This window comes from Xanthomonas sp. NCPPB 1826 (assembly GCF_056725285.1).
In genome coordinates, this window is record NZ_CM161521.1 from 2,840,731 (window position 1) to 2,863,182 (window position 22,452).

At 65.7% G+C, this 22,452-nt stretch carries 19 protein-coding genes and 1 tRNA gene; 6 read left to right on the forward strand and 14 right to left on the reverse strand.

The features are described 5' to 3' along the window. Window positions 1-12: 12 nt before the first annotated feature. Both cydC and cydD read right to left on the reverse strand, forming a co-directional pair. The gene (gene cydC / locus AC1PLA_RS12000; RefSeq protein WP_481104600.1) at window positions 13-1,689 is read right to left on the reverse strand and encodes a thiol reductant ABC exporter subunit CydC; all 1,677 of its coding nucleotides are present in this window, start codon (window positions 1,687-1,689) and stop codon (window positions 13-15) included. Next, the gene (cydD, locus tag AC1PLA_RS12005; protein WP_481104601.1) at window positions 1,686-3,431 is read right to left on the reverse strand and encodes a thiol reductant ABC exporter subunit CydD; all 1,746 of its coding nucleotides are present in this window, start codon (window positions 3,429-3,431) and stop codon (window positions 1,686-1,688) included. Before cydD ends, cydC begins: the two co-directional genes overlap by 4 nt. A gap of 148 nt (window positions 3,432-3,579) precedes the next feature. Here cydD and AC1PLA_RS12010 point away from each other — a divergent pair, with 148 nt between their 5' ends. The 6 genes from AC1PLA_RS12010 (at window position 3,580) to AC1PLA_RS12035 (ending at window position 8,708) form a co-directional block, all read left to right on the forward strand. Continuing rightward, on the forward strand, window positions 3,580-5,202 hold the full coding sequence (locus AC1PLA_RS12010) for a cytochrome ubiquinol oxidase subunit I (protein WP_481104602.1): 1,623 nt from the start codon (window positions 3,580-3,582) through the stop codon (window positions 5,200-5,202). Between the two features lie 16 nt (window positions 5,203-5,218). Continuing rightward, on the forward strand, window positions 5,219-6,370 hold the full coding sequence (cydB, locus tag AC1PLA_RS12015) for a cytochrome d ubiquinol oxidase subunit II (protein ID WP_039516027.1): 1,152 nt from the start codon (window positions 5,219-5,221) through the stop codon (window positions 6,368-6,370). Between the two features lie 92 nt (window positions 6,371-6,462). Next, window positions 6,463-6,573: a cytochrome bd-I oxidase subunit CydX gene (gene cydX / locus AC1PLA_RS12020; RefSeq protein WP_024939993.1), complete on the forward strand. Its 111-nt coding sequence runs from the start codon at window positions 6,463-6,465 to the stop codon at window positions 6,571-6,573. A 60-nt stretch (window positions 6,574-6,633) separates the two neighbouring features. After that, window positions 6,634-6,710, forward strand: a tRNA-Pro gene (locus AC1PLA_RS12025). A 123-nt stretch (window positions 6,711-6,833) separates the two neighbouring features. Then, window positions 6,834-8,060, forward strand: a complete 1,227-nt coding sequence (locus AC1PLA_RS12030) for a CynX/NimT family MFS transporter (protein ID WP_166768801.1) — start codon at window positions 6,834-6,836, stop codon at window positions 8,058-8,060. A 330-nt stretch (window positions 8,061-8,390) separates the two neighbouring features. Next, on the forward strand, window positions 8,391-8,708 hold the full coding sequence (locus AC1PLA_RS12035) for a hypothetical protein (RefSeq protein ID WP_184363879.1): 318 nt from the start codon (window positions 8,391-8,393) through the stop codon (window positions 8,706-8,708). Between the two features lie 162 nt (window positions 8,709-8,870). Here AC1PLA_RS12035 and AC1PLA_RS12040 read toward each other — a convergent pair whose 3' ends face one another. The 12 genes from AC1PLA_RS12040 to AC1PLA_RS12095 all read right to left on the reverse strand — a co-directional run bounded on the left by AC1PLA_RS12040 (window position 8,871) and on the right by AC1PLA_RS12095 (window position 22,277). Further along, entirely contained in the window at window positions 8,871-10,784 is a 1,914-nt protein-coding gene (locus tag AC1PLA_RS12040; protein WP_481104603.1) for a CocE/NonD family hydrolase, read from the reverse strand. Between the two features lie 127 nt (window positions 10,785-10,911). Then, complete coding sequence (locus AC1PLA_RS12045) at window positions 10,912-12,156, reverse strand: glutamate-5-semialdehyde dehydrogenase (RefSeq protein WP_481104604.1); 1,245 nt, start codon at window positions 12,154-12,156, stop codon at window positions 10,912-10,914. A gap of 164 nt (window positions 12,157-12,320) precedes the next feature. Further along, entirely contained in the window at window positions 12,321-13,475 is a 1,155-nt protein-coding gene (gene proB / locus AC1PLA_RS12050) for a glutamate 5-kinase (protein ID WP_166768585.1), read from the reverse strand. A 13-nt stretch (window positions 13,476-13,488) separates the two neighbouring features. Next, entirely contained in the window at window positions 13,489-13,749 is a 261-nt protein-coding gene (locus AC1PLA_RS12055) for a YciI family protein (RefSeq protein ID WP_043087828.1), read from the reverse strand. Beyond that, complete coding sequence (locus tag AC1PLA_RS12060) at window positions 13,749-14,102, reverse strand: cupin domain-containing protein (RefSeq protein WP_039521854.1); 354 nt, start codon at window positions 14,100-14,102, stop codon at window positions 13,749-13,751. The genes AC1PLA_RS12055 and AC1PLA_RS12060 overlap by 1 nt, the downstream gene beginning before the upstream one ends. Continuing rightward, window positions 14,102-15,397, reverse strand: a complete 1,296-nt coding sequence (locus AC1PLA_RS12065; RefSeq protein ID WP_102254280.1) for an argininosuccinate lyase — start codon at window positions 15,395-15,397, stop codon at window positions 14,102-14,104. Before AC1PLA_RS12065 ends, AC1PLA_RS12060 begins: the two co-directional genes overlap by 1 nt. Before the next feature lie 127 nt (window positions 15,398-15,524). Next, the gene (gene argC / locus AC1PLA_RS12070) at window positions 15,525-16,475 is read right to left on the reverse strand and encodes an N-acetyl-gamma-glutamyl-phosphate reductase (RefSeq protein WP_481104605.1); all 951 of its coding nucleotides are present in this window, start codon (window positions 16,473-16,475) and stop codon (window positions 15,525-15,527) included. Beyond that, window positions 16,472-17,083 carry a GNAT family N-acetyltransferase gene (locus AC1PLA_RS12075; RefSeq protein WP_481104606.1) on the reverse strand — a complete coding sequence of 204 codons (612 nt, stop codon included), beginning with the start codon at window positions 17,081-17,083 and terminating at the stop codon, window positions 16,472-16,474. Before AC1PLA_RS12075 ends, argC begins: the two co-directional genes overlap by 4 nt. A gap of 5 nt (window positions 17,084-17,088) precedes the next feature. Beyond that, complete coding sequence (locus AC1PLA_RS12080) at window positions 17,089-18,432, reverse strand: acetylglutamate kinase (protein WP_046343012.1); 1,344 nt, start codon at window positions 18,430-18,432, stop codon at window positions 17,089-17,091. A gap of 49 nt (window positions 18,433-18,481) precedes the next feature. Beyond that, entirely contained in the window at window positions 18,482-19,582 is a 1,101-nt protein-coding gene (locus AC1PLA_RS12085) for an acetylornithine deacetylase (RefSeq protein ID WP_481104607.1), read from the reverse strand. A gap of 353 nt (window positions 19,583-19,935) precedes the next feature. After that, complete coding sequence (locus AC1PLA_RS12090) at window positions 19,936-21,180, reverse strand: argininosuccinate synthase (RefSeq protein WP_481104608.1); 1,245 nt, start codon at window positions 21,178-21,180, stop codon at window positions 19,936-19,938. A gap of 71 nt (window positions 21,181-21,251) precedes the next feature. Then, window positions 21,252-22,277, reverse strand: a complete 1,026-nt coding sequence (locus AC1PLA_RS12095) for an N-acetylornithine carbamoyltransferase (RefSeq protein ID WP_104569960.1) — start codon at window positions 22,275-22,277, stop codon at window positions 21,252-21,254. Window positions 22,278-22,452 lie beyond the last annotated feature (175 nt).

Sequence of the window (22,452 nt, forward strand, 5' to 3'; positions counted from 1 at the left end):
GCAACAGCATCCTCAGGCCAACGGCTCCAGCGCACCGGCCCGCAGGCGATAACGCCGCTGCACCACGCCATCGGGCACGCTGTCGTGGGTGATCATCACCAGGCTGCGCTCGCCCAGCGCGGCAGCTAGATCCAGCAGCAAGGCGTGCGCGGTATCCACATCCAGGCCGTCGGTGGGTTCGTCCAGCAGCAGGATCGGCGCCTCGCGCAGCAAGGCGCGCGCCAGCGCCAGCCGGCGCGCCTGGCCGGCCGAGAGCGTGGCGCCGTTTTCGCCGACCCAGGTGTCCAGACCGTTCTGCGCGGTGGCCCAGGCGCGCAGACGCACCTGGTCCAGCGCGTTCCACATGGCCGCATCGCCTGCGCCGGCATCGCCGATGAGCAGGTTGTCGCGCACCGTGCCGGCAAACACCGGGGCATTCTGCGGCAGCCAGGCGATGCGTTGATGCCATTGCGCCTGCGCGAAGTGGCGCAGGTCGATATCGGCGTAGGTCACCTGCCCGGCCTGCGGGTCCCACAGCCGCAACAGCACTGCGGACAAGCTGCTCTTGCCGCTGCCGCTGTCGCCGCTGATGGCGATGCGCTCGCCAGGCGCCAGGCTCAGATCGAGCGCCTGCAGCAGCGCACGTCCGCTGCCCGGCCACGCAAAACTAACCTGTTGCAGGCGCAGCGTACCGCTGCGTGGCGCATCCACTGGCTGCGACGGATCAACGACCGACGGCGCCTGGTCGACGATGGACTGCAGGCGCCTGGCCGCAACGCGCGCGCTCTGCAGCGCCTGCAAGGCGAGCCCGGCGCCGGCCCAGACCTCCAGCAATGCCATGGTCAGGAACACCAGCCCGGCCGCCATTTCCGCAGCAATCAATCCGCGTTCTGCCGCGCTCAACCCAAGCCACAACATGCCGGCCAGACCAATAACGCCGCAGACCGCATGCAGCAGATTGCCGCTGATCAGGCGACGGCGTTGCAGGCGATCGCCATCGACCACCGCCGCCGCCATTGCATCGACCTGATGCAGCCAGGCACCTTGCGCATCCACCGCAGCGAGATCGGCCGCACCTTCCAGCCCCTCGAACGCCTGCGTGCGCAAGGCGGTGCGTTGCCGGGCGCGCAGCTGTTCGCGCTGCGCACCGCCGCGCGCCACCTGCCACGGCACCACGCCGCCGATAACCACGCCCAGCACCACCAGCAACACGCCGGCCGGCGGATAGATCAGCGCCGCTGCCACCACACCGGCCACCCAGATGCCGAGCAATGCGCTCAACGGCGCCAACGCGCGCACGCTCACGCCATCGACCTCGCCGATGTCGGACATCAACCGCGCCAGCAGATCGCCGGTGCGCGTGGCCGACAGGCGGCCCGGCGCCAGCGGCAACGCGCGGCGAAAGAACCACACGCGCAGATCGCGGGCGATGCGCAGCGTGGCGTCGTGGCCGATCAATTTTTCGCCATAACGCGAAACGATGCGCGCAAAGGTCAGCGCGCGAATGCCGGCCGAGGGCGAAAAGAAGTTGAAGCCGCTGCCCATGCCGGCGACACCGGCCAAGGCGGCGGCGGTCAGGAAACTGCCGGACACGCCGAGCAGGCCCACGCCAGCCAGCATGGTGACCAGCACCAACAGCGCCGACAACAGCAGCCGCCAGGCATGCCGGCGAAACACATCGCGCAGACGGTCGGGCTGTGTGCCGTTCATGGCAGCTCCGCGGTGACAGTGGCGCCGCGCAGGTCGATCACCGTATCGGCCCAGCGCATCACCGCCGCGCTGTGCGTGGCCAGCACCACCGCGCGACCGCGTGCGAACACGCCCAGGGTGCGCAGCAACTCCGCTTCGGTGTCCGGATCGAGGAAGGCAGTGGGTTCGTCCAGCAGCAACAGGTCTGGCTCGCGCAGCAACAGCCGCGCCAGGGCCACGCGCCGTGCTTCGCCACCGGACAGCCCGAAGCCGCGTTCGCCGATCTGCGTGTCCAGGCCCGCAGGCAGCTGCGCGGCAAAGCGCAGCACCTGCGCGGCGTCGGCCACCGCGTGCAGGCGCGCAGCGCCGGCCTGCGGATCAGCCAGGCGCAGGTTGTCGGCGATGCTGCCGTGAAACAGATACGGCCGCTGCGTGGCATAGCCGATGCGGGTCCCCGGCCGCAGCACCACGCTGCCGGCCTCCGGCGCCAGCCAGCCGGCCAGGCCCTCCAGCAAGGTGCTCTTGCCGCTGCCGCTGGCGCCAATCACCGCCACGCGCTGCCCGGGCTGCAAGGTCAGCGAAAAATGCGCGACCACCGTGTGCGGCGCGCCCGGCGGCCGTAGCGCGAGATCGCGCGCCTGCAGCAGCGGGGCGTGTGCCTGGGCCGGTTCCAGTGCGCGCAAGGCAGGCACCGTCATCGGTGGCGCTGCCGATGGCGGCGCGAAGCCTTCCAGCAGGCGCTCGGCTTCGGCCACCGCCGCCAGCGCATTGGCACGGTCGTGGTAATGCGCCGCCAGCCGCCGCAACGGCGCAAAGAATTCCGGCGCCAGCAGCAGGCAGAACATGCCCGCGCCCAGCGTCGGCAAGCCGTGCAGATCCAGCATGCCCAGATAGGTCAGGCCGAAGTACAGCGCCACGATCGCCACGCTCACCGAGGCGAAGAATTCCAGCACCGTAGACGACAGGAAGGCGATGCGCAGCACCTTGAGCGAACGCTCGCGCACGCCTTCGGCCGCCGCGGCAATGCCGCTCAACTCGGCCTCGCCGCGGCCATACACGCGCAGCAGGCCCAGGCCCTTGAGGCGATCGGCAAAGTGCCCGCCCATCCGCGCCAGCTCGCTCAGCTGGTCGCGCCCGGCGGCTTCGGCGCCCCAGCCCACCAGCATCATGAAAAACGGAATCAGCGGTGCGGTCAGCAGCAGCACCAGGCCCACCACCCAGTCGACCGAAAACACCGCGATCAGGATCAGCGGCGGCACCAGCAGCATCTCGGTGCGTGCGAGCTGGTAGCCGACGAAGTAACCCTCCAGCGCATCGGTATGCGCCAGGCTCAATTCGCCCAGTTCGCCGCTGCGCTGCCGGCGCAGCCACACCGGCCCATGCTGCACCAGGCGGCGCGCGATGCGGGCACGCAATTCGCGCCTGGCCACATCGGCCACCTCGCCGGTCAGCGACTGCGCCCAGGCATTGAGCAGCGCGCGCCCGACCAGCGCACAGACCAGCCCCGCCCCCACGTCACGCAACTGCGCCAGCGCCAGATGCTGCACCAGCACCGCCTGCAGCAACCACGCGATCGCCGCCGCCTGCGCCAGCAGCAGCACGCCCGACACCGCCACCGCCACGCCGGCCAGGCGCCGCGCACGCGTGGCCGGGGCCGCCAGTGCATCCAGCCATTGGCCGCGTTGACGGCGCTGGGCTGGCGTTTCGCTGGCTCGCACGCTGGGCTGGCTCACATCGCTCTCAAGGAAGACATCGTGTTGCAAGCGATTGTAAGTCGCCACTTCCCGCTACGGGCTGCGCATTGTGCCGCACCCGCCCGCCTCGGCATTGATCTGGATCAACGCGCGTGTCGCGGCAAGCGCAGATGATCGGCTGCATTCCTTCATCGACACCCAACCAGGCCCACCCGCCATGATCGACTCGACAGTTGTTGAACTGTCGCGGCTGCAGTTCGCAGTCACCGCGATGTACCACTTCATCTTTCCGCCGCTGACCATGGGCCTGTCGTTCCTGCTCGGCATCATGGAAAGCGTCTATGTGATGACCGGCAAGGACATCTGGCGGCGCATGACCATGTTCTGGGGCGTGCTGTTCGGCATCAACTTCGCCATGGGCGTGGGCACCGGCATCGTGATGGAATTCGAGTTCGGCATGAACTGGTCGTACTACAGCCATTACGTCGGCGACATCTTCGGTGCGCCGCTGGCGATCGAAGGCCTGATGGCGTTCTTTCTGGAGGCGACCTTCCTGGGCCTGTTCTTTCTTGGCTGGAACCGGCTGAGCAAGGTGCAGCATCTGGCCACCACCTGGCTGGTGGCGCTGGGCAGCAACTTCTCGGCACTGTGGATCCTGATCGCCAACGGCTGGATGCAGAACCCGACCGGCGCGGTGTTCAACCCGGACACCATGCGCATGGAAGTGGTCGATTTCATGGCGGTGCTGTTCAACCCGGTGGCACAGGCCAAGTTCGTGCACACCGTCAGCGCCGGCTACGTGCTCGGCGCGGTGTTCGTGATGGCGATCAGCGCGCTCTATCTGCTGCGCGGCACCCATGTGGAGATGGCGCGGCGTTCGTTCGCGGTGGCTGCCGCGTTCGGCCTGTTGTCGTCGCTGTCGGTGGTGGTGCTCGGCGACGAGAGCGGCTATGCCGCCAACGAGCACCAGAAGATGAAGCTGGCGGCGATCGAGGCGATGTGGGAAACCGAAGCCGCGCCGGCCGACTTCACCGCATTCGGCATTCCCAACCAGCAGACACATCGCAACGACTACGCGGTCAAGATCCCGTACCTGATGGGCTTGATCGCCACACGTTCGCTGGACCAGCCGATCCCCGGCATCCTGGAACTGGTCGGCCGTGCCGAGCATCGCATCCGCGGCGGCCAGATCGCCTACGGCGCGCTGGAGCGCATCCGCGCCAACAAGGACGATGCCGAAGCGCGCAAGGTCTTCGATGCGCATTGGCAGGATCTGGGCCACGGCCTGCTGCTCAAGCGCTATCGCGACGATATCGGCAATGCCACGCCGCAGCAGATCGCCCAGGCCGCGATGGACACCGTGCCGCGGGTGCTGCCGCTGTTCTGGACCTTCCGCATCATGGCCGCCATCGGCATCTACCTGATCGCCTTCTTCGCCATCGCGTTCTGGTTCGCCTGCAAGCACAACTTCCAGGAAAAGCGCTGGTTCCTGACCCTGGCGCTGTGGAGCCTGCCGCTGCCGTGGATCGCGATCGAGTGCGGTTGGTTCGTGGCCGAGTACGGCCGCCAGCCGTGGGCGGTGGAAGGCGTGCTGCCGACCTTCTACGCCGCCTCGGGACTGGATCTGTACGAAATCGTGTTGACCCTGGTGGGCTTCACCGCGCTGTACACCACGCTGCTGGTGATCGCGATCAAGCTGTCGCTGAACACCATCCGCAAGGGCCCGGATGCGCTGTTTCCACCGAGTCAACGCACCCCGTCGCCACACAACAGCTCGCCCCACACGTCCTCACCCAACGCCCCATTGAGCACCGGCGCACTGGCCGGCGGCGCACCGTAAGCCAGGAGACACAACCATGGATTTCATCTTGCTCGACTACACCACATTGCGCGTGATCTGGTGGCTGTTGCTCGGCGTATTGCTGTCCGGTTACGCGGTGATGGGCGGCTTCGATCTGGGCGTCAGCACCCTGCTGCCGCTGGTTGCCCGCAACGATGCCGAACGCCGGCTGGTGATCAACACCATCGGCCCGGTCTGGGAAGGCAGCCAGGTCTGGTTGATCCTGGGCGGCGGCGCGATCTTCGCCGCATTCCCGCCGTTGTATGCGGTGAGTTTTTCCGGGTTTTATCTGGCGATGTTCCTGATCCTGTTCGCACTGATCCTGCGCCCGGTCGGGTTCAAGTTCCGCGGCAAGCTGGCCGACCAGCGCTGGCGCAGCAACTGGGATTGGGCGTTGTTCGTCGGCGGTTGCATTCCGGCGCTGATCATGGGCGTGGCGGTCGGTAATGTGCTGCTCGGCGTGCCGTTCCACTTCGACGCCAGCATGCGCACGTTCTATACCGGCAACCTGTTCGGGCTGCTGACGCCGTTCGCGCTGCTCGCCGGCCTGCTCAGCGTGGCGATGTTGATGGCGCACGGCGCGGCGATGCTGGTACTCAAGACCGACGGACCGGTGGCCGAGCGTGCGGCGCGTTTCGGCAGCATCGCCGCGCTCTGCGCGGTGGCGCTGTTTGCCGCCGCCGGTGCATGGGTGGCGCTGGGTCTGCCGGGCTATGCAGTGACTTCGCTCCTGGCCACCGATGCGCCGACCAATCCGCTCGGCAAGACCGCCGCACTCACCGCGGCCGGCGGCTGGCTGCACAACTACAGCAGCATGCCGGCCACATTGATGGCACCGCTGGTCGGCCTGGTCGGGCTGGCGATGAATGCGCTGCTGTTGCGTGTGCGTCGCGGCGGCCTGGCGTTCATCGCCTCGGGTTGCGCCATCGTCGGCATCGTCTTTACCGTCGGCTTTGCGTTGTTCCCGTTCCTGTTGCCCTCGTCCACCGCACCAAGCGCAAGCCTGACGCTGTGGGATGCCTCCAGCAGCCGCCTGACGCTGTGGATCATGCTGCTGGCGACCACGCTGTTCATGCCGATCGTGCTGGCCTACACAAGCTGGGTCTATCGCGTGCTCAAGGGCAAGGTCACCGCCGACGAACTCTCGGCCAATCCAAACGCCTATTGAGCATGCCCGCTGCGCGTTGCGATGCACAGATGCATCGCGCTCGCAGCAGGCAACAACCTCGCACCTGTTTCAACGACTCAAGGAGAACAACTATGTGGTACTTCGCCTGGATCCTCGGCACCGGTCTGGCCGCACTGGCGGCCGTGCTCAACGGCATGTGGTTCGAAGCACGCGAGCCGGAGCGTGGCCAACCGCATCAGTAAAATTATTTTCGCTAGATGCTTGCCGATTCCGCATTCCCTATGTAACATACGCGGCTCCTTCGGGGTGTAGCTCAGTCTGGTAGAGCGCTACGTTCGGGACGTAGAGGTCGCAGGTTCGAATCCTGTCTCCCCGACCAGTTTCAAAACACAAAACCGGCCTCGTGCCGGTTTTGTGTTTTCAGGCGCTGGCGCATGCATGCGCGCAGTGCGGATGGTCTGTCATGTCTGTTGTCATTGCCGCTGCCTCCCCGTCCGCCCGGTTGCGTGGTCGCGGCTTGGTGCTGGCTGCCATTTTGTTGTCCGCCTTCAACTTGCGTACCGCGGTGACGTCGCTGACGCCGCTGCTGGAACGCATTGCCGACGAGTACGCATTCGGCGCGCCCACCATGGGTGCGCTCGGCATGTTGCCGACGGCTGCATTCGCACTGACCGGTGTGGCCACGCCGGCCTTGCTGCGCCGCTTCGGCCTGCTGCGCACGGCGCTGCTGTCGATGGCATTGGCCACTGTCGGCCTGGTGTTGCGCCCGCTGCTGCCGGGCACTGCCGGACTGCTGATCGGTTCGCTGGTGGCACTGGCCGGCATGGGCATGGGCAACGTGGTGTTGCCGCCGCTGGTGAAGCGCTATTTCGGCGATCGCGTCGGCGGCGTCAGCACGCTCTACATCACCGTATTGCAGGTCGGCACCCTGCTGCCGGCACTGCTGGCGGTACCGGTGGCCGATGCGCTGGGCTGGCGCAGCTCGATGGTGGTGTGGGTGTTGCCGGCACTGCTGGCATTGGCGGCCTGGGCCATGGTGCACACCAGCCACCGCCGCATCCGCGCGACCGGGCCGGCACCGGTCACGCCCACACCCGAGGCCGAGGGCCGCGTGGCACGCACCGCCCTGGGCTGGAGCATGGCGGTGACCTTCGGCATGACCTCGCTGGTCACCTATTCGATGTTCACCTGGTTGCCGACGCTGCTGCGCGAAGCCGGCGCCTCGCCCGCGTTCGGCGGCACCATGGTGGCGCTGTTCGCGGCACTGGGCATGGTCGGCGCCTTGACCATGCCGGCGCTGGCGGTCCGCATGCGCAACCCGTTTCCGATCGTGCTGCTGTGCGCGGCCTGCCATCTGGTCGCGTTTGCCGGGCTGTGGTGGGCGCCGCTGGCCGCGCCGATCCTGTGGGTGACCCTGCTCGGCCTGGGGCCGAGCACCTTCCCGCTGGCATTGGTGCTGGTCAATCAACGCAGCCGCACTGCGGCCGGCTCGGCGGCCCTGTCCGGGTTCTCGCAGGGCATGGGCTATGCGGTGAGCTGCCTGGGGCCGTTCCTGTTCGGCTGGCTGCACGCACACAACGGCGGCTGGACCTCGCCGTTCGTCTTCCTGGTGATCTGCATCCTGGTGCAGCTGGCGGCCGCCTGGGTGGCCTGCCGCCCACAGTTGCTGGAAGACGTCTGGGCGCCGCCGCCACGCGGCGCCCGCGCGGTCAACGTACCGGCAGACTGATGTAGCTGCTCGTCCACTGCACCGTGTAGATCACGAATCGAATTCTGAGATCATCAAACCTAATATGCCCGCAGCTGACATCGATTGATGTGATCATGCTTGCAATAGAATGACAAGTCATTGCTTGCACCAATAAAATATGACATACCAGTACTTCGCCAGAACAGCTGCGCGAGATCACATCGTCCGTAACGGCGATAGCAATACTAACATAAGCAAGAATTAGCTCTCACAATAAACAAGTAGATAAGGACGCCCGAGTCATGGTCACACGGCCGTCGAATCGAATCAACTTGCATGACAATAAATACACACACATAGGAAAATAAAATGAAATCAAATGCATTTTTTTCACTATTGGTTACATTTTTTTACAGTTCGACTGCATTTGCGGCCACGGACTACAATCGACAAGTTGAGCGCATTGGCGTGCAGGGAAGCACCGCTTATTTTAGCGTAAAAGAAGCGCTTTCGAACAACTGCAAGTTTGACATTGTCTATGTAAGCCTGACAAATGAATTTGGTAAAGCATCTTTCGCCAGCTTACTTGCCGCTCAACTTCCCGGAAAAAAAATTTCCCGCCTTGAGTATTCCCAGCCTTCGCCGGGAGATACTTGCACACTTACTCTCCTAGAAACCACAAACTAGCTTTCTAAAATATGGTTAAACCAAGCAATGAAACTAAAAAACTCCACAACTTCACCTTTCACTCTTTAAAAACCATTTAAATTTACTTACCAACTAGTACGTTATCTAGGCTAACACTGACATTGGCAATTATAAAAATCAACCGCAACCGTTTATTTATGGTCAGCGTACCGGCAGACTGATGTAGCTGGGCTGCTCGGGGCTCACATAGATGCGCTGGGTAGCCTTTCGATAATCGCCGGGCTTGGCGAAGAAGATGTTGTCCACGTAGGTCTGCGGATTGCGGTCGTATAGCGGAAACAGGCTGGACTGCACCTGCACCATCACCCGGTGGCCCGGCCGGAAGGTGTGGTTGGCGGTCGGCAGGCCGAACTGGAACGCCAGCGGCTGATTGGACGCCAGCGGCTTGGGCGTGCTGAAACTCTCGCGATAGCGGCCGCGGAAGATCGCCAGCGACACCGGCAGCTCGTAGCCGCCCATCTTGGGACTGGACGCCATCTCGTCCGGATACACGTCGATCAGTTTCACCACCCAGTCGCTGTCGCTGCCGCTGGTGGAGGCCTGCAGATGCACTTCCGGTGCGCCGGCGATCTGCAGGGGTTCGGTCAGCGGTTCGGTGACGAAGGTCAGCACGTCCGGGCGGCCGTCGACGAAGCGCTGGTCCTGCACCAGCCAGGTAGTCCACATGCTGCGATCGCCGAAGTCCACCGGGCGCGGCACGAACGGCACCGGTTTGGCCGGGTCGGCCACGTACTCCTCGAAACCCGGCTGGCCTGCCGCCGGCTGCTGGAACGACAGCTTGCCGCCGGCCTGCAGGTACAGCGGTTTGCTGCTCGACGCACAGCCCTTGGCGCAGCTGCGCGGCCAGGCCTGCAGACGGTCCCAGTGATTCTCTCCGGTGTTGTAGATGAACACCGGCGGCGTGCTCGCCTTGGGCGCGCCATCGACCAGGTATTGATCGAAGAACGGGCGCAGCACGTCGTGGCGGAACTGGCGCGCGGTATCGCCGTCAAAATTCAATGCGCCCAGCGCGCTGCCGTCGTAATTGACCTGGCTGTGCCGCCACGGCCCCATCACCAGGTAGTTGAGCGTATTGCTGCGGTCGCGCGGCTCCATCGCCGCGTAGCTATGGATGGCGCCCCACATGTCCTCCTGGTCCCACAGCCCCTGCAACCACATGGTCGGCACCTTGAGCGGGGTGCGCGCCATCACCTTGTCCAGCGCCTGCTCCTGCCAGAACGCATCGTAGGCGGCGTGTTCGGTGAGCTTGTGCCACCACGGCAGCTGTTCCAGGCCCGCGGCCCTGGCGAAATCGCCGGCCGAGCCGGCGCGCAGCAGGTTGCTGTAGTCGTCATGGCCCTGCCGCGCGATGCCGCTGCCCTTGCCGCGCTGGGTGAGCTGGCCGGTGAAATAGTCGAAGTTGACCTGGCGGAACGCACCGTAGTTGAACCAGTCGTCGCCCATCCAGCCGTCGATCATCGGGCTTTCCGGCACCGCGACCTTGAGCGCCGGGTGCGGGTTGGTCAACGCCATCACCACGGTGAAGCCTTCGTAGGACGAGCCGATCATGCCAACCTTGCCGTTGGATTCCTTGACGTTTTTCACCAGCCAATCGATGGTGTCCCAGGCATCGGTGGCATGGTCGACCTCGCTGGGATTGAGCGCACCACGCAGCGGCCGGGTCATCACGTAATCGCCTTCGGAGCCGTACTTGCCGCGCACGTCCTGGATCACGCGGATATAGCCGCCTTCGACGAACACGTCGTCGCCCTGCGCGAGCAGGTCCTTCATGTGCGGTGAGGCCATGCGCTCGGTGCGGCCGCTGGCGTTGTACGGCGTGCGCGTCAGCACCATCGGCGCATTGCGCGCGCCCTTGGGCAGCACGATCACCGTATGCAGCTTGACCCCGTCGCGCATCGGAATCATCACCTCGCGCTTGATGTAGTCGTTGGCGGCATCACCTGCCACGAACGGCTTGCCGGTGATGTCCGGCGTCATCGGCGAGGTTTGCGCCAGCGCGCTGCCGGTGGCGGCGGCAATGGCGGTGGCGAGCAGGCAGGCGGCAAAACGGCGCATCAACGACTCCGGAACGTACGGGGGCAGTCGTCGACTGTAGGCAGAGCGCGGCCTGCCGGGGGAGTGTCAAAGGTCGTGGTTGCCGGGTAGGCCGTGATAGCCGGGTGGCTGGCCTGCGTATCGCCGATCAGTGCCGTACCTGGCCCTGGCCCCGCACCACGAAGCGCTCCACGGTCAGCGCCTCCAGGCCCATCGGGCCGTAGGAATGCAGGCGCGTGGTGGAGATGCCGATCTCCGCGCCCAGGCCAAGCTCGCCGCCATCGGAGAAACGCGAGGAGGCGTTGACCATCACCACCGCCGAGCGCAGCGACTGCACGAACCGCTCGGCGTTGGCGGCATCCTGCGTGGCGATCACTTCGGTGTGGTCCGAGCCGTACTGGCGGATATGCGCCAGCGCGGTGTCCAGATCCGGCACCACCCGGATCGCCAGGATCAGGTCGAGGAATTCGGCGGCGTAGTCGTCGTCGCTGGCAGCTGCGACGTCGGGCAACACTGCGCGCGTGGCCGCATCGCCACGCAGCTCCACCTTGCGTTCGCGCAGGGCTTGCGCGGCCAGCGGCAGAAAGCGCGCAGCGATGTCGGCATGTACCAGCAAGGTCTCCAGCGCATTGCAGGCCGAGGGCCGGCTGGCCTTGCCATCGACCAATAGACGCACCGCCAGATCCACGTCCGCCGATGCATCCACGAACAGATGGCACACGCCCTTGTAATGCTTGATCACCGGCACGCGCGCATGCTCGGCGACGAAGCGGATCAGCCCTTCGCCACCACGCGGAATCGCCAGATCGACGATGTCGCTGAGTTGCAGCAGCTCCAGCATGGTCTCGCGGCGCAGATCCTCGACCAGGGTCAACGCCGCTTCCGGCACGCCGGCCTCGCGCAAGGCGCGCCGCAGGGTGCGCGCAATCGCGGTGTTGGAGTGGATCGCTTCCGAGCCGCCACGCAGGATCACGCCGTTGCCGGCCTTGATGCACAGCGCTGCCGCATCGGCGGTCACATTCGGGCGCGCCTCGTAGATCATCGCGATCACCCCCAGCGGCACGCGCACCTTCTGCACGACGATGCCATTGGGGCGAACGTCCTCGCGCGTGACCTGGCCGACCGGATCGGGCAGTTGCGCCACCTCGCGCAGTGCGGCGGCGATGCCGGCCAGGCGCCTGTCGTCCAGTGCCAGACGATCCAGCATCGCCGTCCCCACGCCCTTCGCACGCGCCGCCTCCAGATCGCGCGCATTGGCCGCCAGGATCACCGCCGCATCCTGTTCCAGCGCCGCCGCCATCGCCTCCAGCAAGGCCTGCTTGGCAGACGCGGACAGTTGCGACAGCACTTGCGCGGCATCACGGCATTGCAGGGCTAGGGTTTTGATGGTCATTGGAGGGCCGGGATTGGGGAGTCGGGATTGGGGATTGGGGATTGGCAAAAGCGGCAACACCGTTTTATCACCACAGGGAATCAGTCGTCGGGACACGGAGGCAACGTAGGGAAACGCGGTGCACATGCGTTTGCAAATCCCCAATCCCGACTCCCCAATCCCCGCTACAAAAGCACCAAATCATCGCGATGCACCACATTCTCGCCGTAGCTGTAACCGAGCACGGGCTCGATCTCGCGGGAGTGGCGGCGGGCGATGCGGCGGATATCCAGCGCCGAGTACTGGCTGACGCCACGTGCCAGGCAGCGCTCGCCGGCGTCATCGCGCAGGTAGATCTCCACCATGTCGCCACGCCGGAAATCGCCCTGCGCACCGGCCACGCCGCCCGGCAGCAGCGAGGCGCCCTTGTCGGTCAGTGCGGCGGCGGCACCGGCATCGATCAGGATCGCGCCCGCTTCCACCGGCGCGTGCCGCAGCCAGTACTTGCGGGCGGCGATGCGCGTGCGTGCGGCGTGGATACGCGTGCCGTGCAGGCGATCCTGCGCCAGTGCCCGCACCACATCGCCATTGCGGCCGTTGAACAGATAGGTTTCGATGCCGGCCGCGCCGGCCTTTGCGGCGGCTTCCAGCTTGGTGCGCATGCCGCCGGTGCCCACGCTGCTGCCGCTGCCGCCGGCCATCGCCAGCACCTCGGCGGTGAGTTCGGCCACCTCGTCGAGCGGCCGCGCCAGCGGATTGCTGCGCGGGTCGGCGCTGTACAACCCATCGATATCGGTGGCGATGAACAAGGCATCGGCATCGACCAGGGCGGCGACGATCGCGGCCAGGTTGTCGTTGTCGCCCAGCTTGAGCTCGTCCACCGACACGGTGTCGTTTTCGTTGATCACCGGCAACGCGCCCAGCCGCAACAACTCGCCCAGGGTGGCGCGTGCGTTGAGATAGCGGCGGCGGTTACGCAGGTCGTCGTGGGTGAGCAACACCTGCGCCACCGGGCGCTCGAAAAAGCGCTGCCAGAGCGCGATCAACTGTGCCTGCCCCAGCGCAGCCAGCGCCTGGCGCGCGGCGATCGGCGCACCGGCCTCGGCAGCCTTCGGCAGGATCGCGCGGCCGGCCGCCACCGCGCCCGACGACACGATCACCAGCTCGCGCCCGGCCATCAGGTTGGCCGAGACGAACTGCGCCAGCCCCAGCGCAAAGCGCGGCGACAGGCCGCCGCCATCGGCGGCGAGCAGGCTGCTGCCGACCTTGAGCACCGCGCGTCGCCACGGCGGCAGCGCCTGCTCGGTAAATGACGCAGCAGTGGCGATGGGCGTGCTCATGGCGACAACCTGCTCAGTGCGTGTTCCACTCATGGACGGTCAGCGTGGAGGCATCGCGCAGCGCCAATGGATCGCGCGCGACGATCTGCTGCGCGTCCTCCAGGCTGGCGACGTTGATCAATACATACGCGCCACCGCTGCCATCGCTGAAGCCGCCGGTCAGTTCCAGCTGCCCGGCCGCCCGCAGCGTGTCGAGAAATGCGCGATGCGGCTGCACCACATCCGCCGGAAAATCCGGCTTGCGCATCGCCACTACCAGATAGCGCGTGGCCATCAGCCTGCCTCCTTGTCGGGTGTTGCCTCGCTACGGCCGAACGGCGTGGAAATCACCAGAAAGCGCGCTTCCATCTCGGACAGGTTGTGCATCTGATGGGTGGAACCGGGCGGCACATGCAGGCCCTGCCCGACCCCGAGCACATGCTGCTCGCCATCCAGCTGCAGCATCACCTCGCCGGCCAGCACATAGAAAAAATGCCGTGCGCGGCTATGCCGGTGACGCAGCTCGGCCGCGCCGGGCGGCATGTGCTCTTCGAGCACGCTCAGGTTGGGGTCGCGCAACAGGTGCCAGCCGTCGCTGGCTTCGCCCCAGGGGTAATGCTCGGCGGTGTCGGTGCTGATCACGGCCATCAGACCAGCGCCTGCCAGCGGGCACGCAGGACGTCCAGCTGCAGATCTGCGGCGGCGCCTGGCGAGACGCGGGCGGCCAGGCTGCCTTCCGGCGTGCGCCCCTGCCCTGCGGTGTCGGCCGATTCCGCGGCCGCCTTGTAAGCCTCGCGGAACGGCACGCCGGCAACCGCCGCTTCCACCGCCACGTCGGTGGCGTACATGCCCGAATCGATCGCCGCACGCAGCTTGTCCGGGCGCCATTCCAGATTGGCCAGCAGGGCAGGCAGCAGTTCCAGTGCCGCCAAGCCGCGCCCGAAGCCGTGCACGATGGCGCCCTTGCTGCTCTGCAGATCGCGGTGATAGCCCGACGGCAGCGACAGCAGCTGTTCGATCTCGGTCCGCGCCGCGGCCACGCTGGCGTGGGTGGCGCGCATCAGTTCGATCACGTCGGGGTTGCGCTTGTTCGGCATGATCGAGCTGCCGGTGGTGTATTGCGCCGGCAACGCGACGAAGGCGAACTCGCCACTGGTGAACAACGACAGATCCCAGGCAATCCGGCGCAGGTCCAGTGTTGCGCTGCCAAGCGCCTCGAGCGCGGCCAGTTCGTACTTGCCACGCGAGAGCTGCGCATAGATCGGCGACACCTGCAGGCGTGCAAAGCCCAGCTCGGCAGTGGTGTGTGCACGGTCCAACGGCAGGTTGACGCCGTAGCCGGCGGCGGTACCGAGCGGATTGCTGTCCACCAGGCGCAAGGTATCGGCCGCACGCACCGCGTCGTCGATAAAGGCCTCGGCCCAGCCCGCCCACCACATGCCGGCCGAGGACACTACCGCACGCTGGATATGCGTATAGCCCGGCACTGGCAACGCGGCTTCTGCCTGCGCGCGGTCCAGCGCCACCTTGGCGATCTCCGCGCCGAGCTCGGCCACGCGTTGCAGCTTGTCCTTCAACCACAGACGGGTGGCGACCAGGATCTGGTCGTTACGGCTGCGCCCGGTGTGGATCTTGCGGCCGGCATCGCCCAGCCGTTCGGTCAGGCGCGCCTCGATCGCCGAATGGCAATCCTCGTAGCGCTCGTCCAGCACGAACGCGCCGCTGCGGAAATCGGCCGCCAGCAGGTCGAGCTGCTCGCTCAGTCCGCCCAGCTCCTGCAGCGACAGGATGCCGATGTGCTGCAGTCCCTGCGCATGCGCCTTGCTGGCAGCGATGTCGTACAGGAAGAACTCGCGGTCCAGGATGACGTCGTCGCCGGCCAGGAAGCTCTGGATCTTGGCGTCCACCGCCACGCCGGGTTTTTGCCACAACAGATTGGTCATCGGAAAGCGTCTCGAAATAAATTGTCAGCTTAAATCCCCGCACATGGATGTGCGGGCTGTTGCGAGGGACTCGCACCTTTGAATCCCCGCACAAGGAAGTGCGGGCTCTTGCGAGGGACTCGCATCATCAGCCAATCGCAGTCAATTCGTCCCAGCCCAACGCCAGATTGAGATTCTGCATCGCCTGCGTCGCCGCGCCCTTGAGCAGGTTGTCCAGCGTTGCCACCACCACCACGCGCTTGTTGCCCGGCGCCAGCGTCACGCCGCCGATCTGCACGCCATGCCTGCCGGCGATGCGGCTGACCCACGGCGCTTCATCGACGATCTCGATCAACGGCTCGTCGGCGTAACGCTGCGTGTAGCGGGCCTGGATCTGCTCACGCGTCAGCGCTTGCTGCAGCCACAGGTTGACGGTCATGGTGATGCCACGGAAATGCGGCGCCACATGCGGCATGAACTCCACCGGCACACCGAGCTGCGCAGAGACTTCGCGCTCGTGCATGTGGTTGGTCAGCGCATACGGCATCAGGTTATCGGCCAGCAACTCGGGGTTGTTCTTGTCCGACGGCGTGGTGCCCGCGCCGGAATACCCGGACACGCCGAAACACTGCGGCGGGCCGGCCAGTTGGTCGAGCAAGGGCGCGATGGTCAGCTGCATCGCGGTGGCATAGCAGCCCGGATTGCTGATGCGTCGCTGCCCGGCGTAGCTGCCGCGCGTCAGCTCCGGCAGCCCGTAATACCAGGCCGGATCGAAGCGGTAATCGGCCGACAGATCGATCAGCAGCGTCTGCGGCCTGGCCGCATCGATCGCCGCGACGAAGGGCTCGGCCTTGCCGTTGGGCAATGCCAGGATCACCACGTCGGCGGCCTTGGCGGCCACCGCATCGGCATCCAGGCTCTCGTAGCGCAGCTCGCCGCGATACGCCGTGTTGTGCTCGGCCACCGGTTGCCCGGCCAGCTCGCGCGAGGACACGAACAACAGCTGCAGATGCGGGTGTGCCGCCACCAGCTTGATCAATTCCGATCCGGTATGCCCGCGGGCCCCGACGATGCCGATGGTCGTTGTTTGAACAGTCATGCGTTTGCTTCCAGGCGGAACTGCAGGTGGCGTTTGACCCCGGCCCATTCCGTATCGATGATGGAGAACACCACGGTGTCGCGCGGCGTGCCGTCAGGGTGACGGGTGTAATTGCGCAGCACGCCGTCCTGCTTTGCACCGAGCCGCGCAATCGCCGCGCGCGAGGTGTGATTGAACCAACTGGTCTCGAACACCACGCTCAGGCAGCCCAGCGTCTCGAAGGCGTGCTGCAGCAGCATCCGCTTGGTGTCGGTATTGACGCCGCTGCGCTGCACGCGCGGCGCGTACCAGGTGTAGCCGATCGACAGCTTGGGCACTGTCGTATCCAGCCCGTAATAGCGTGTGCAGCCGACGACCTCGCCGGCCGCATCGCGTACCACGTAAGGCAGCACCCGCCCGTCGGCCTGCGCATCCAAGGCCGCGTCCACGTAGTCGTCCACTTGCGCCGGTGCCGGCACGCCGGTGTACCACAGCCGCGACAAGGCCCCATCGCCCAGCGCAGCGCGCAGACCATCGGCATGCGCAGCCTGCAATGGTTCCAGTGTTGCGTGTTGCCCGCGTAGCGTGGGCAGCTCGCGCCAAAGCGCTGGCAATGCGACGGGCGCCATCGTACTCAGCCCAGCAGCGTCGGCTGACGCGTCGCGCAATGCGCCACGCAGTGCTGGATCTGCTCGAAGTTCTCCAGCCCGTACCAGAACACCTTCCACTTCTCCTGCTTGATGCAGCCGTCGGACTCGGCGTAGTAGAAAATGTTGACCTGGTTATTGTGACGCGAGCGCCAGAACAACTGCGGGGTTTCCTCGCGCATCACGTTCCACACCGCACGGCCCAGGCCTTCGCCCTGGGCGTCGTCGAGCACGGCGAACTTGTCCAGGTAGATCAGCGCGCTTGCACCCAGCATGCCTTCGTCGGTGAGGATCACCGCGGCGCGGTAGTTCTCGCTGACATAGGCGCGCAGCAACTTGGTGTTGCTGAAGTAATCGGGCACCAGCGTGCGGCCGAAGCTGGATTCGATCAGGGTCCTGAGCCGCGGCAGGTCCAGCTCGTCCCAGGAGGTCGCGCGCAGCACGCGCTCGCCGCGCCGCACCAGCGTGCCCGAGCCCTTGTGGGTGAACAGTTCCTTGGCCAGATCCGCCGGCCGGGTGATCGACACCGACGACTCCAGCGGCAGGCGATCGAGCAGATCCTTGATCTGTTCGATCTTCACCCGCATGCCGCCGTTGATCCACGGCTGCTGCATCAGGTGGTCGAACTCGGTGGACAGGTTGATCGAGTCGATCACCTTGCCATCGGCATCCAGCAGACCGCCGGTGCCGGTGAGGAAGATGATCTTGTACGGCTGCAGCTCCTGCACCAGTTCGTTGGCGGCAAAATCCGCGTTGACGTTGAGGATCTGCCCGCTCGGCGTCTCGCCCAGGCTGGTAATCACCGGGATCGAGCCGGCCTGCAGGCTGGCTTCGATCGGCGCCAGGTTGACCGCCTTGACCTCACCGACCAGGCCGTAGGTGTCGCGGTCCAGATACTGCGCTTCGAACACGCCGCCGGTGATCGAGGTCGCACGCGCGCCGTTCTGCTGCAGCGCCTCGACCAGCTTGAGGTTGGAGGCCTGGAACACCTTGCGCACGATCGCCAGCGCTTCCGGCGAGGTCACCCGCAGGCCGTTGACGGTGCGCTTCTCGATGCCGGCCGCCGACAGTTCGGCATCCAGCTGCGGGCCGGCGCCATGCAGCACGATCGGGGTCAGCCCCACTTCCTGCAGGAACGACAGCGACGAGGTCAGCGCGTCCAGATCGTCGCGCAGCACCGCGCCGCCCACCTTGACCACCGCAAAGCGTTTGGCATCCAGCTGCGAAAAACGCTTGAGGTACTGGCTGATTTCCTTGGCGCTGGCCATGCTCGAAAGCAGGCGCACGATGGTCTGGCGGGTCTGTTTGTGGGGCTGTGCGGAGAGGGACATTGCCGTGATCGAAGAGAGGAATGGCCGCGCCTGGGCGCGGAACGCGGCTTCAGTTTGAGCCGTTGATGATGCGATGTACCGACTCGGCGTAACGCTGCAGCTGCGCAAGCGTTACGAACTCGTCGGCGGTGTGCGCCTGGGCGATGTCGCCGGGGCCATAGACCAGGGCGGTGTAACCGCCAGCCGAAAACAGCGAGGCCTCGGTCCAGAAATCCACTGCATTGCCGATCGGCAGGTCCAGCGCATCGGCGACATCGCGGGCGGCAAGGCGGCGTTCCTCGGCCCGCGCGATATCGCCGGACGGCAGGCTCGGCCCACGGAAGGTTTCTTCGAAATGCGCCGCGTGTGGATCGGCAAATCCGGCAAACGTCGCCAGCAAACCGTCCACGTCCATCGACGGCAGCGGACGAAAGCCGAAACGCAGCTCGGCCGCCGGCGCGATCATGTTGGCCTTGATGCCGCCCTCGACCCGACCGATGTTGAAGCGCAGGCCGGTCAGGCCGCCGAAACGCGCATGCGCCAGCGACTCGACGTGATCCAGCGCCCTGCCACCCCAGCGCATCGCCTGGTGCAACGCACTGGCGGATGGATCCTGCTTGCCCGAGGCATGCCCGGCACGCCCGGCAAACCGCATCAGCACCGAGCTGATGCCGCGATGCGCCAGCACTGCCTCGCTCATGGTCGGCTCGGCAACCAGCACCGCCTCATACGGCACGCCGCGCGCCAGGAACGCGGCGATGCAACGCGGGTCGTTGGCTTCCTCGTCGGAGGAAAACAGGAAGGCCGCATCGCCCTGCCCGGCATTGGCCGCCGCCACCAGCGCCGCTGCCGCACCCTTGATGTCGCAGACGCCCAGGCCAATCACGCAATCGTCGGTACGCCGCATCACGTGCGGATCGGCGCTCCAGTGCGGCGAATCCGGCACCGTGTCCAGATGCACGTTGAACAGGTAGCTGGGCGTGCCGCGCACCGCATACAGGCTGACCGCACCGGCACCGTGGTCGATCACCTCGACCTGGAAACCGGGCAGCTGCGCGCGCAGATAATCGAAGATGCCACCCTCGGCAGCGATCGCCCGCGGCGGATTGCGGGTGTCGAAGGACACCAGCTGTTCCAGGTGTTCGAGGGTGGAGGCGAGTAGATCGGTCATGTCGGTTTGATCAATGGTCCGAAGTGGCGGCTAACAAAAGTCACAACTGCACCGTGGTGCGAGGCTGCGCGAACAACGTCTACAGCGCATCCAGGCCACCCTTCTCCCGCCGGGAGAAGGTGCCCCAAAGGGGCGGATGAGGGTACGGGCGAAGCCTGGTGAAGCCAAAATCTCAGCGGGCGAGTGCGGGCGAAGCTCTCGCACTGTTTAACTGCACGAGGCTTCGCTCCTACCCTCCCCCCCCCCCGCTCCGCGCGCCGGCCCGCGCTTGCGGCGCGGGCGCTCCAAGGCACGCGCGCCAGTGGCGAGTACGCCGTGCCTTCTCGCCCCGGAGGCAGAGGGGCTTTGGATCCTCAGCGATTCACCTGGGCGTACAGCGTCGAGCTCATCCCGAACAGCTTGATGAAGCCTTCCGCTTCCTCCACGCCCCAGTCGGCCGACTGCGCATAGGTCGCGCCCTTGGTGTTGAGCAGGTGCGGCGAACGCACCGCCACCGCATCGACGCGACCACCGCGGGTTTCCAGCGTGACCTCGCCATTGACCTTGGCCTGCGACGACTTCAGGAATGCCTCGATGTCGGTCTTGAGCGGGTCGTGATAGAAGCCTTCGTACACCAGCTCCACCCACTTGCGCGCCACATCCGGCTTGAAGCGGTTCTGCTGCTTGGTCAGCACCGCATCTTCCAGCGCGCGGTGCGCGGTCAGCAGCGAGATCAGGCCCGGCGCTTCGAACACGATGCGGCCCTTCAACCCGATCACGGTGTCGCCGGTGTAGACGCCACGGCCGACGCCGTAGGGTGCAAACAGCTTGTTGAGCTGGGCCAGGATCTGCTCGCCCGGCAGCGCCTTGCCATTGAGTTCAACGGCCTCGCCTTCGACGAACTTCAGGGTGACGGTCAGCGGCTCGACCGGCCACTCGCTGCGCGGCGCGCACCAGCCGCGCGCACCCTCGCCCGGCGCTTCCCAACGGTCGATCTCGCCGCCGGACATGGTCAGCCCGAGCAGGTTCTCGTTGATGGTGTAGGCCTGCTGCTTGGCGCGCACGCCGAAGCCGCGCTCTTCCAGGTACTTCTGCTCGTAGGCACGGGTCTGGGTGTGTTCTTTCTGGATCTCGCGGATCGGCGCCACGATCTGGTAATCGCCCAGTGCCTTCACTGCCAGGTCGAAACGCACCTGGTCGTTGCCCATGCCGGTGCAACCGTGCGCGATGCTGCGCGTGCCCAGTTCCTCGGCGCGCTTGAGCGCGGCGTCGACGATCAGGTAACGGTCGGACACCAGCAACGGGTACTGGCCCTGATAGCCCTCGCCCGCCCACACGAACGGCTTGACGAAGCCCTGCCAGATGGCCGGGCCGCCATCGACGGTGACATGGCTGGCGGCACCGAGTTCGGCCGCGCGCTTTTCGATGAAATCACGCTCCTCGGCATCCACCCCGCCGGTATCGGCAAACACGGTGTGCACCGCATAGCCCTGCGCCTGCAGATACGGAATGCAGAAGCTGGTATCCAGGCCACCGGAAAACGCCAGGACGATGTCCTTCTTTGTGCCGGGATTGGAGAGTGGGGATTCGGGATTGGTGGAAGCGATCTGCTGCGACATGGGGGTCTCTTTAGAAGTTGACTAGGTTGGGTCGGGAGCCGGGTTCGCCGTTGCGAATCCCACATCCCCAATCACGAATCCCGGCTGCCCTGGCCCACCAGGGCAGCCATGATCGCCTTCTGCACATGCAGGCGATTCTCGGCTTCATCGATGGCGATGCAGTTGGGCGAATCCATCACCGCGTCGGTGGCCTTGACGTTGCGACGCAGCGGCAGGCAGTGCGAGAACACGCCGTTGTTGGTCAGCGCCATCTTGCGTTCGTCGACGATGAAGTGCTGGTACTGGTCGCGGATCGGCTTTTCCGGCTCCCAGTTGCCGAAGAACGGCAACGCGCCCCAGCTCTTGGCATACACCACGTCGGCACCGGCGTAGGCACTGTCGATGTCGTGGCTGACCTGCAGCGAGCCGCCGCTTTCGGCCACGTTCTGCGCTGCCCAGTCCATGTAGCGCGGGTCCAGGATGTAGTCCGGCGTCGGGCACAGCAGGGTCACGTCCATGCCCATGCGGGTGGCGATCGTCAGCGCGGAATTGGCCACCGCGGTGTTCAACGGCTTGGGGTGATAGGTCCAGGTCAGCACGTACTTCTTGCCGCGCAGATCCTGGGTGCCGAAGTGTTCCTGCAACGCCATCGCGTGCGCCAGCTCCTGGCACGGGTGGGTGATGGTCTCCATGTTGATCACCGGCACCGGCGAATACTTGGCAAAGCTCCTGAGCACCTGGTCCTCGCGGTCCTTGGACCAGTCGACGAACTTCGGGAACGCGCGCACGCCGATCAGGTCGACATAACGGCCCAGCACCCGTGCCACTTCGGCGATGTGCTCCTCGGTGTCGCCATCCATCACCGTGCCCAGATTGAACTCGATCGGCCAGGCGTCCTTGCCCGGCTGCAGCACCACCGCATGCCCGCCCAGCTGGAACGCGCCCAGCTCGAAGCTGGTGCGGGTGCGCATGGACGGGTTGAAGAACACCAGCGCGATCGACTTGCCCTTCAGCTCGCTTCCCAGCTTGTTGCGTTTGAACAACGCGGCCTGGGTCAACAGCGCGTCCAGTTCGGCGCGGCTCCAGTCCTGGGTGTTCAAGAAGTGCTTCAGTGACATCGATCGATCCTTGTGCTGCGTGCTTCTGCTGCGTGGTCCGCCAGGAGCGACGGGGTGCGCGACATGCGCGTTTCTTGCGGTTGAAACTTTTGTGACGTCAAAACGAAAAAACCCAGCCTGCGGGCTGGGTTTTCAACGGCGGAACAGCAAAACGCTCCGGTCACCCAGCGAAAAT

What these genes read in the sequence shown, in the direction of transcription:
- cydC (WP_481104600.1), bottom strand. Translation starts at nt 1,689, where the DNA reads ATGAACGGCACACAGCCCGACCGTCTGCGCGATGTGTTTCGCCGGCAT.
- AC1PLA_RS12010 (WP_481104602.1), top strand. Translation starts at nt 3,580, where the DNA reads ATGATCGACTCGACAGTTGTTGAACTGTCGCGGCTGCAGTTCGCAGTC.
- cydB (WP_039516027.1), top strand. Translation starts at nt 5,219, where the DNA reads ATGGATTTCATCTTGCTCGACTACACCACATTGCGCGTGATCTGGTGG.
- cydX (WP_024939993.1), top strand. Translation starts at nt 6,463, where the DNA reads ATGTGGTACTTCGCCTGGATCCTCGGCACCGGTCTGGCCGCACTGGCG.
- AC1PLA_RS12035 (WP_184363879.1), top strand. Translation starts at nt 8,391, where the DNA reads ATGAAATCAAATGCATTTTTTTCACTATTGGTTACATTTTTTTACAGT.
- AC1PLA_RS12040 (WP_481104603.1), bottom strand. Translation starts at nt 10,784, where the DNA reads ATGCGCCGTTTTGCCGCCTGCCTGCTCGCCACCGCCATTGCCGCCGCC.
- AC1PLA_RS12045 (WP_481104604.1), bottom strand. Translation starts at nt 12,156, where the DNA reads ATGACCATCAAAACCCTAGCCCTGCAATGCCGTGATGCCGCGCAAGTG.
- proB (WP_166768585.1), bottom strand. Translation starts at nt 13,475, where the DNA reads ATGAGCACGCCCATCGCCACTGCTGCGTCATTTACCGAGCAGGCGCTG.
- AC1PLA_RS12055 (WP_043087828.1), bottom strand. Translation starts at nt 13,749, where the DNA reads ATGGCCACGCGCTATCTGGTAGTGGCGATGCGCAAGCCGGATTTTCCG.
- AC1PLA_RS12060 (WP_039521854.1), bottom strand. Translation starts at nt 14,102, where the DNA reads ATGGCCGTGATCAGCACCGACACCGCCGAGCATTACCCCTGGGGCGAA.
- AC1PLA_RS12065 (WP_102254280.1), bottom strand. Translation starts at nt 15,397, where the DNA reads ATGACCAATCTGTTGTGGCAAAAACCCGGCGTGGCGGTGGACGCCAAG.
- argC (WP_481104605.1), bottom strand. Translation starts at nt 16,475, where the DNA reads ATGACTGTTCAAACAACGACCATCGGCATCGTCGGGGCCCGCGGGCAT.
- AC1PLA_RS12075 (WP_481104606.1), bottom strand. Translation starts at nt 17,083, where the DNA reads ATGGCGCCCGTCGCATTGCCAGCGCTTTGGCGCGAGCTGCCCACGCTA.
- AC1PLA_RS12080 (WP_046343012.1), bottom strand. Translation starts at nt 18,432, where the DNA reads ATGTCCCTCTCCGCACAGCCCCACAAACAGACCCGCCAGACCATCGTG.
- AC1PLA_RS12085 (WP_481104607.1), bottom strand. Translation starts at nt 19,582, where the DNA reads ATGACCGATCTACTCGCCTCCACCCTCGAACACCTGGAACAGCTGGTG.
- AC1PLA_RS12090 (WP_481104608.1), bottom strand. Translation starts at nt 21,180, where the DNA reads ATGTCGCAGCAGATCGCTTCCACCAATCCCGAATCCCCACTCTCCAAT.
- AC1PLA_RS12095 (WP_104569960.1), bottom strand. Translation starts at nt 22,277, where the DNA reads ATGTCACTGAAGCACTTCTTGAACACCCAGGACTGGAGCCGCGCCGAA.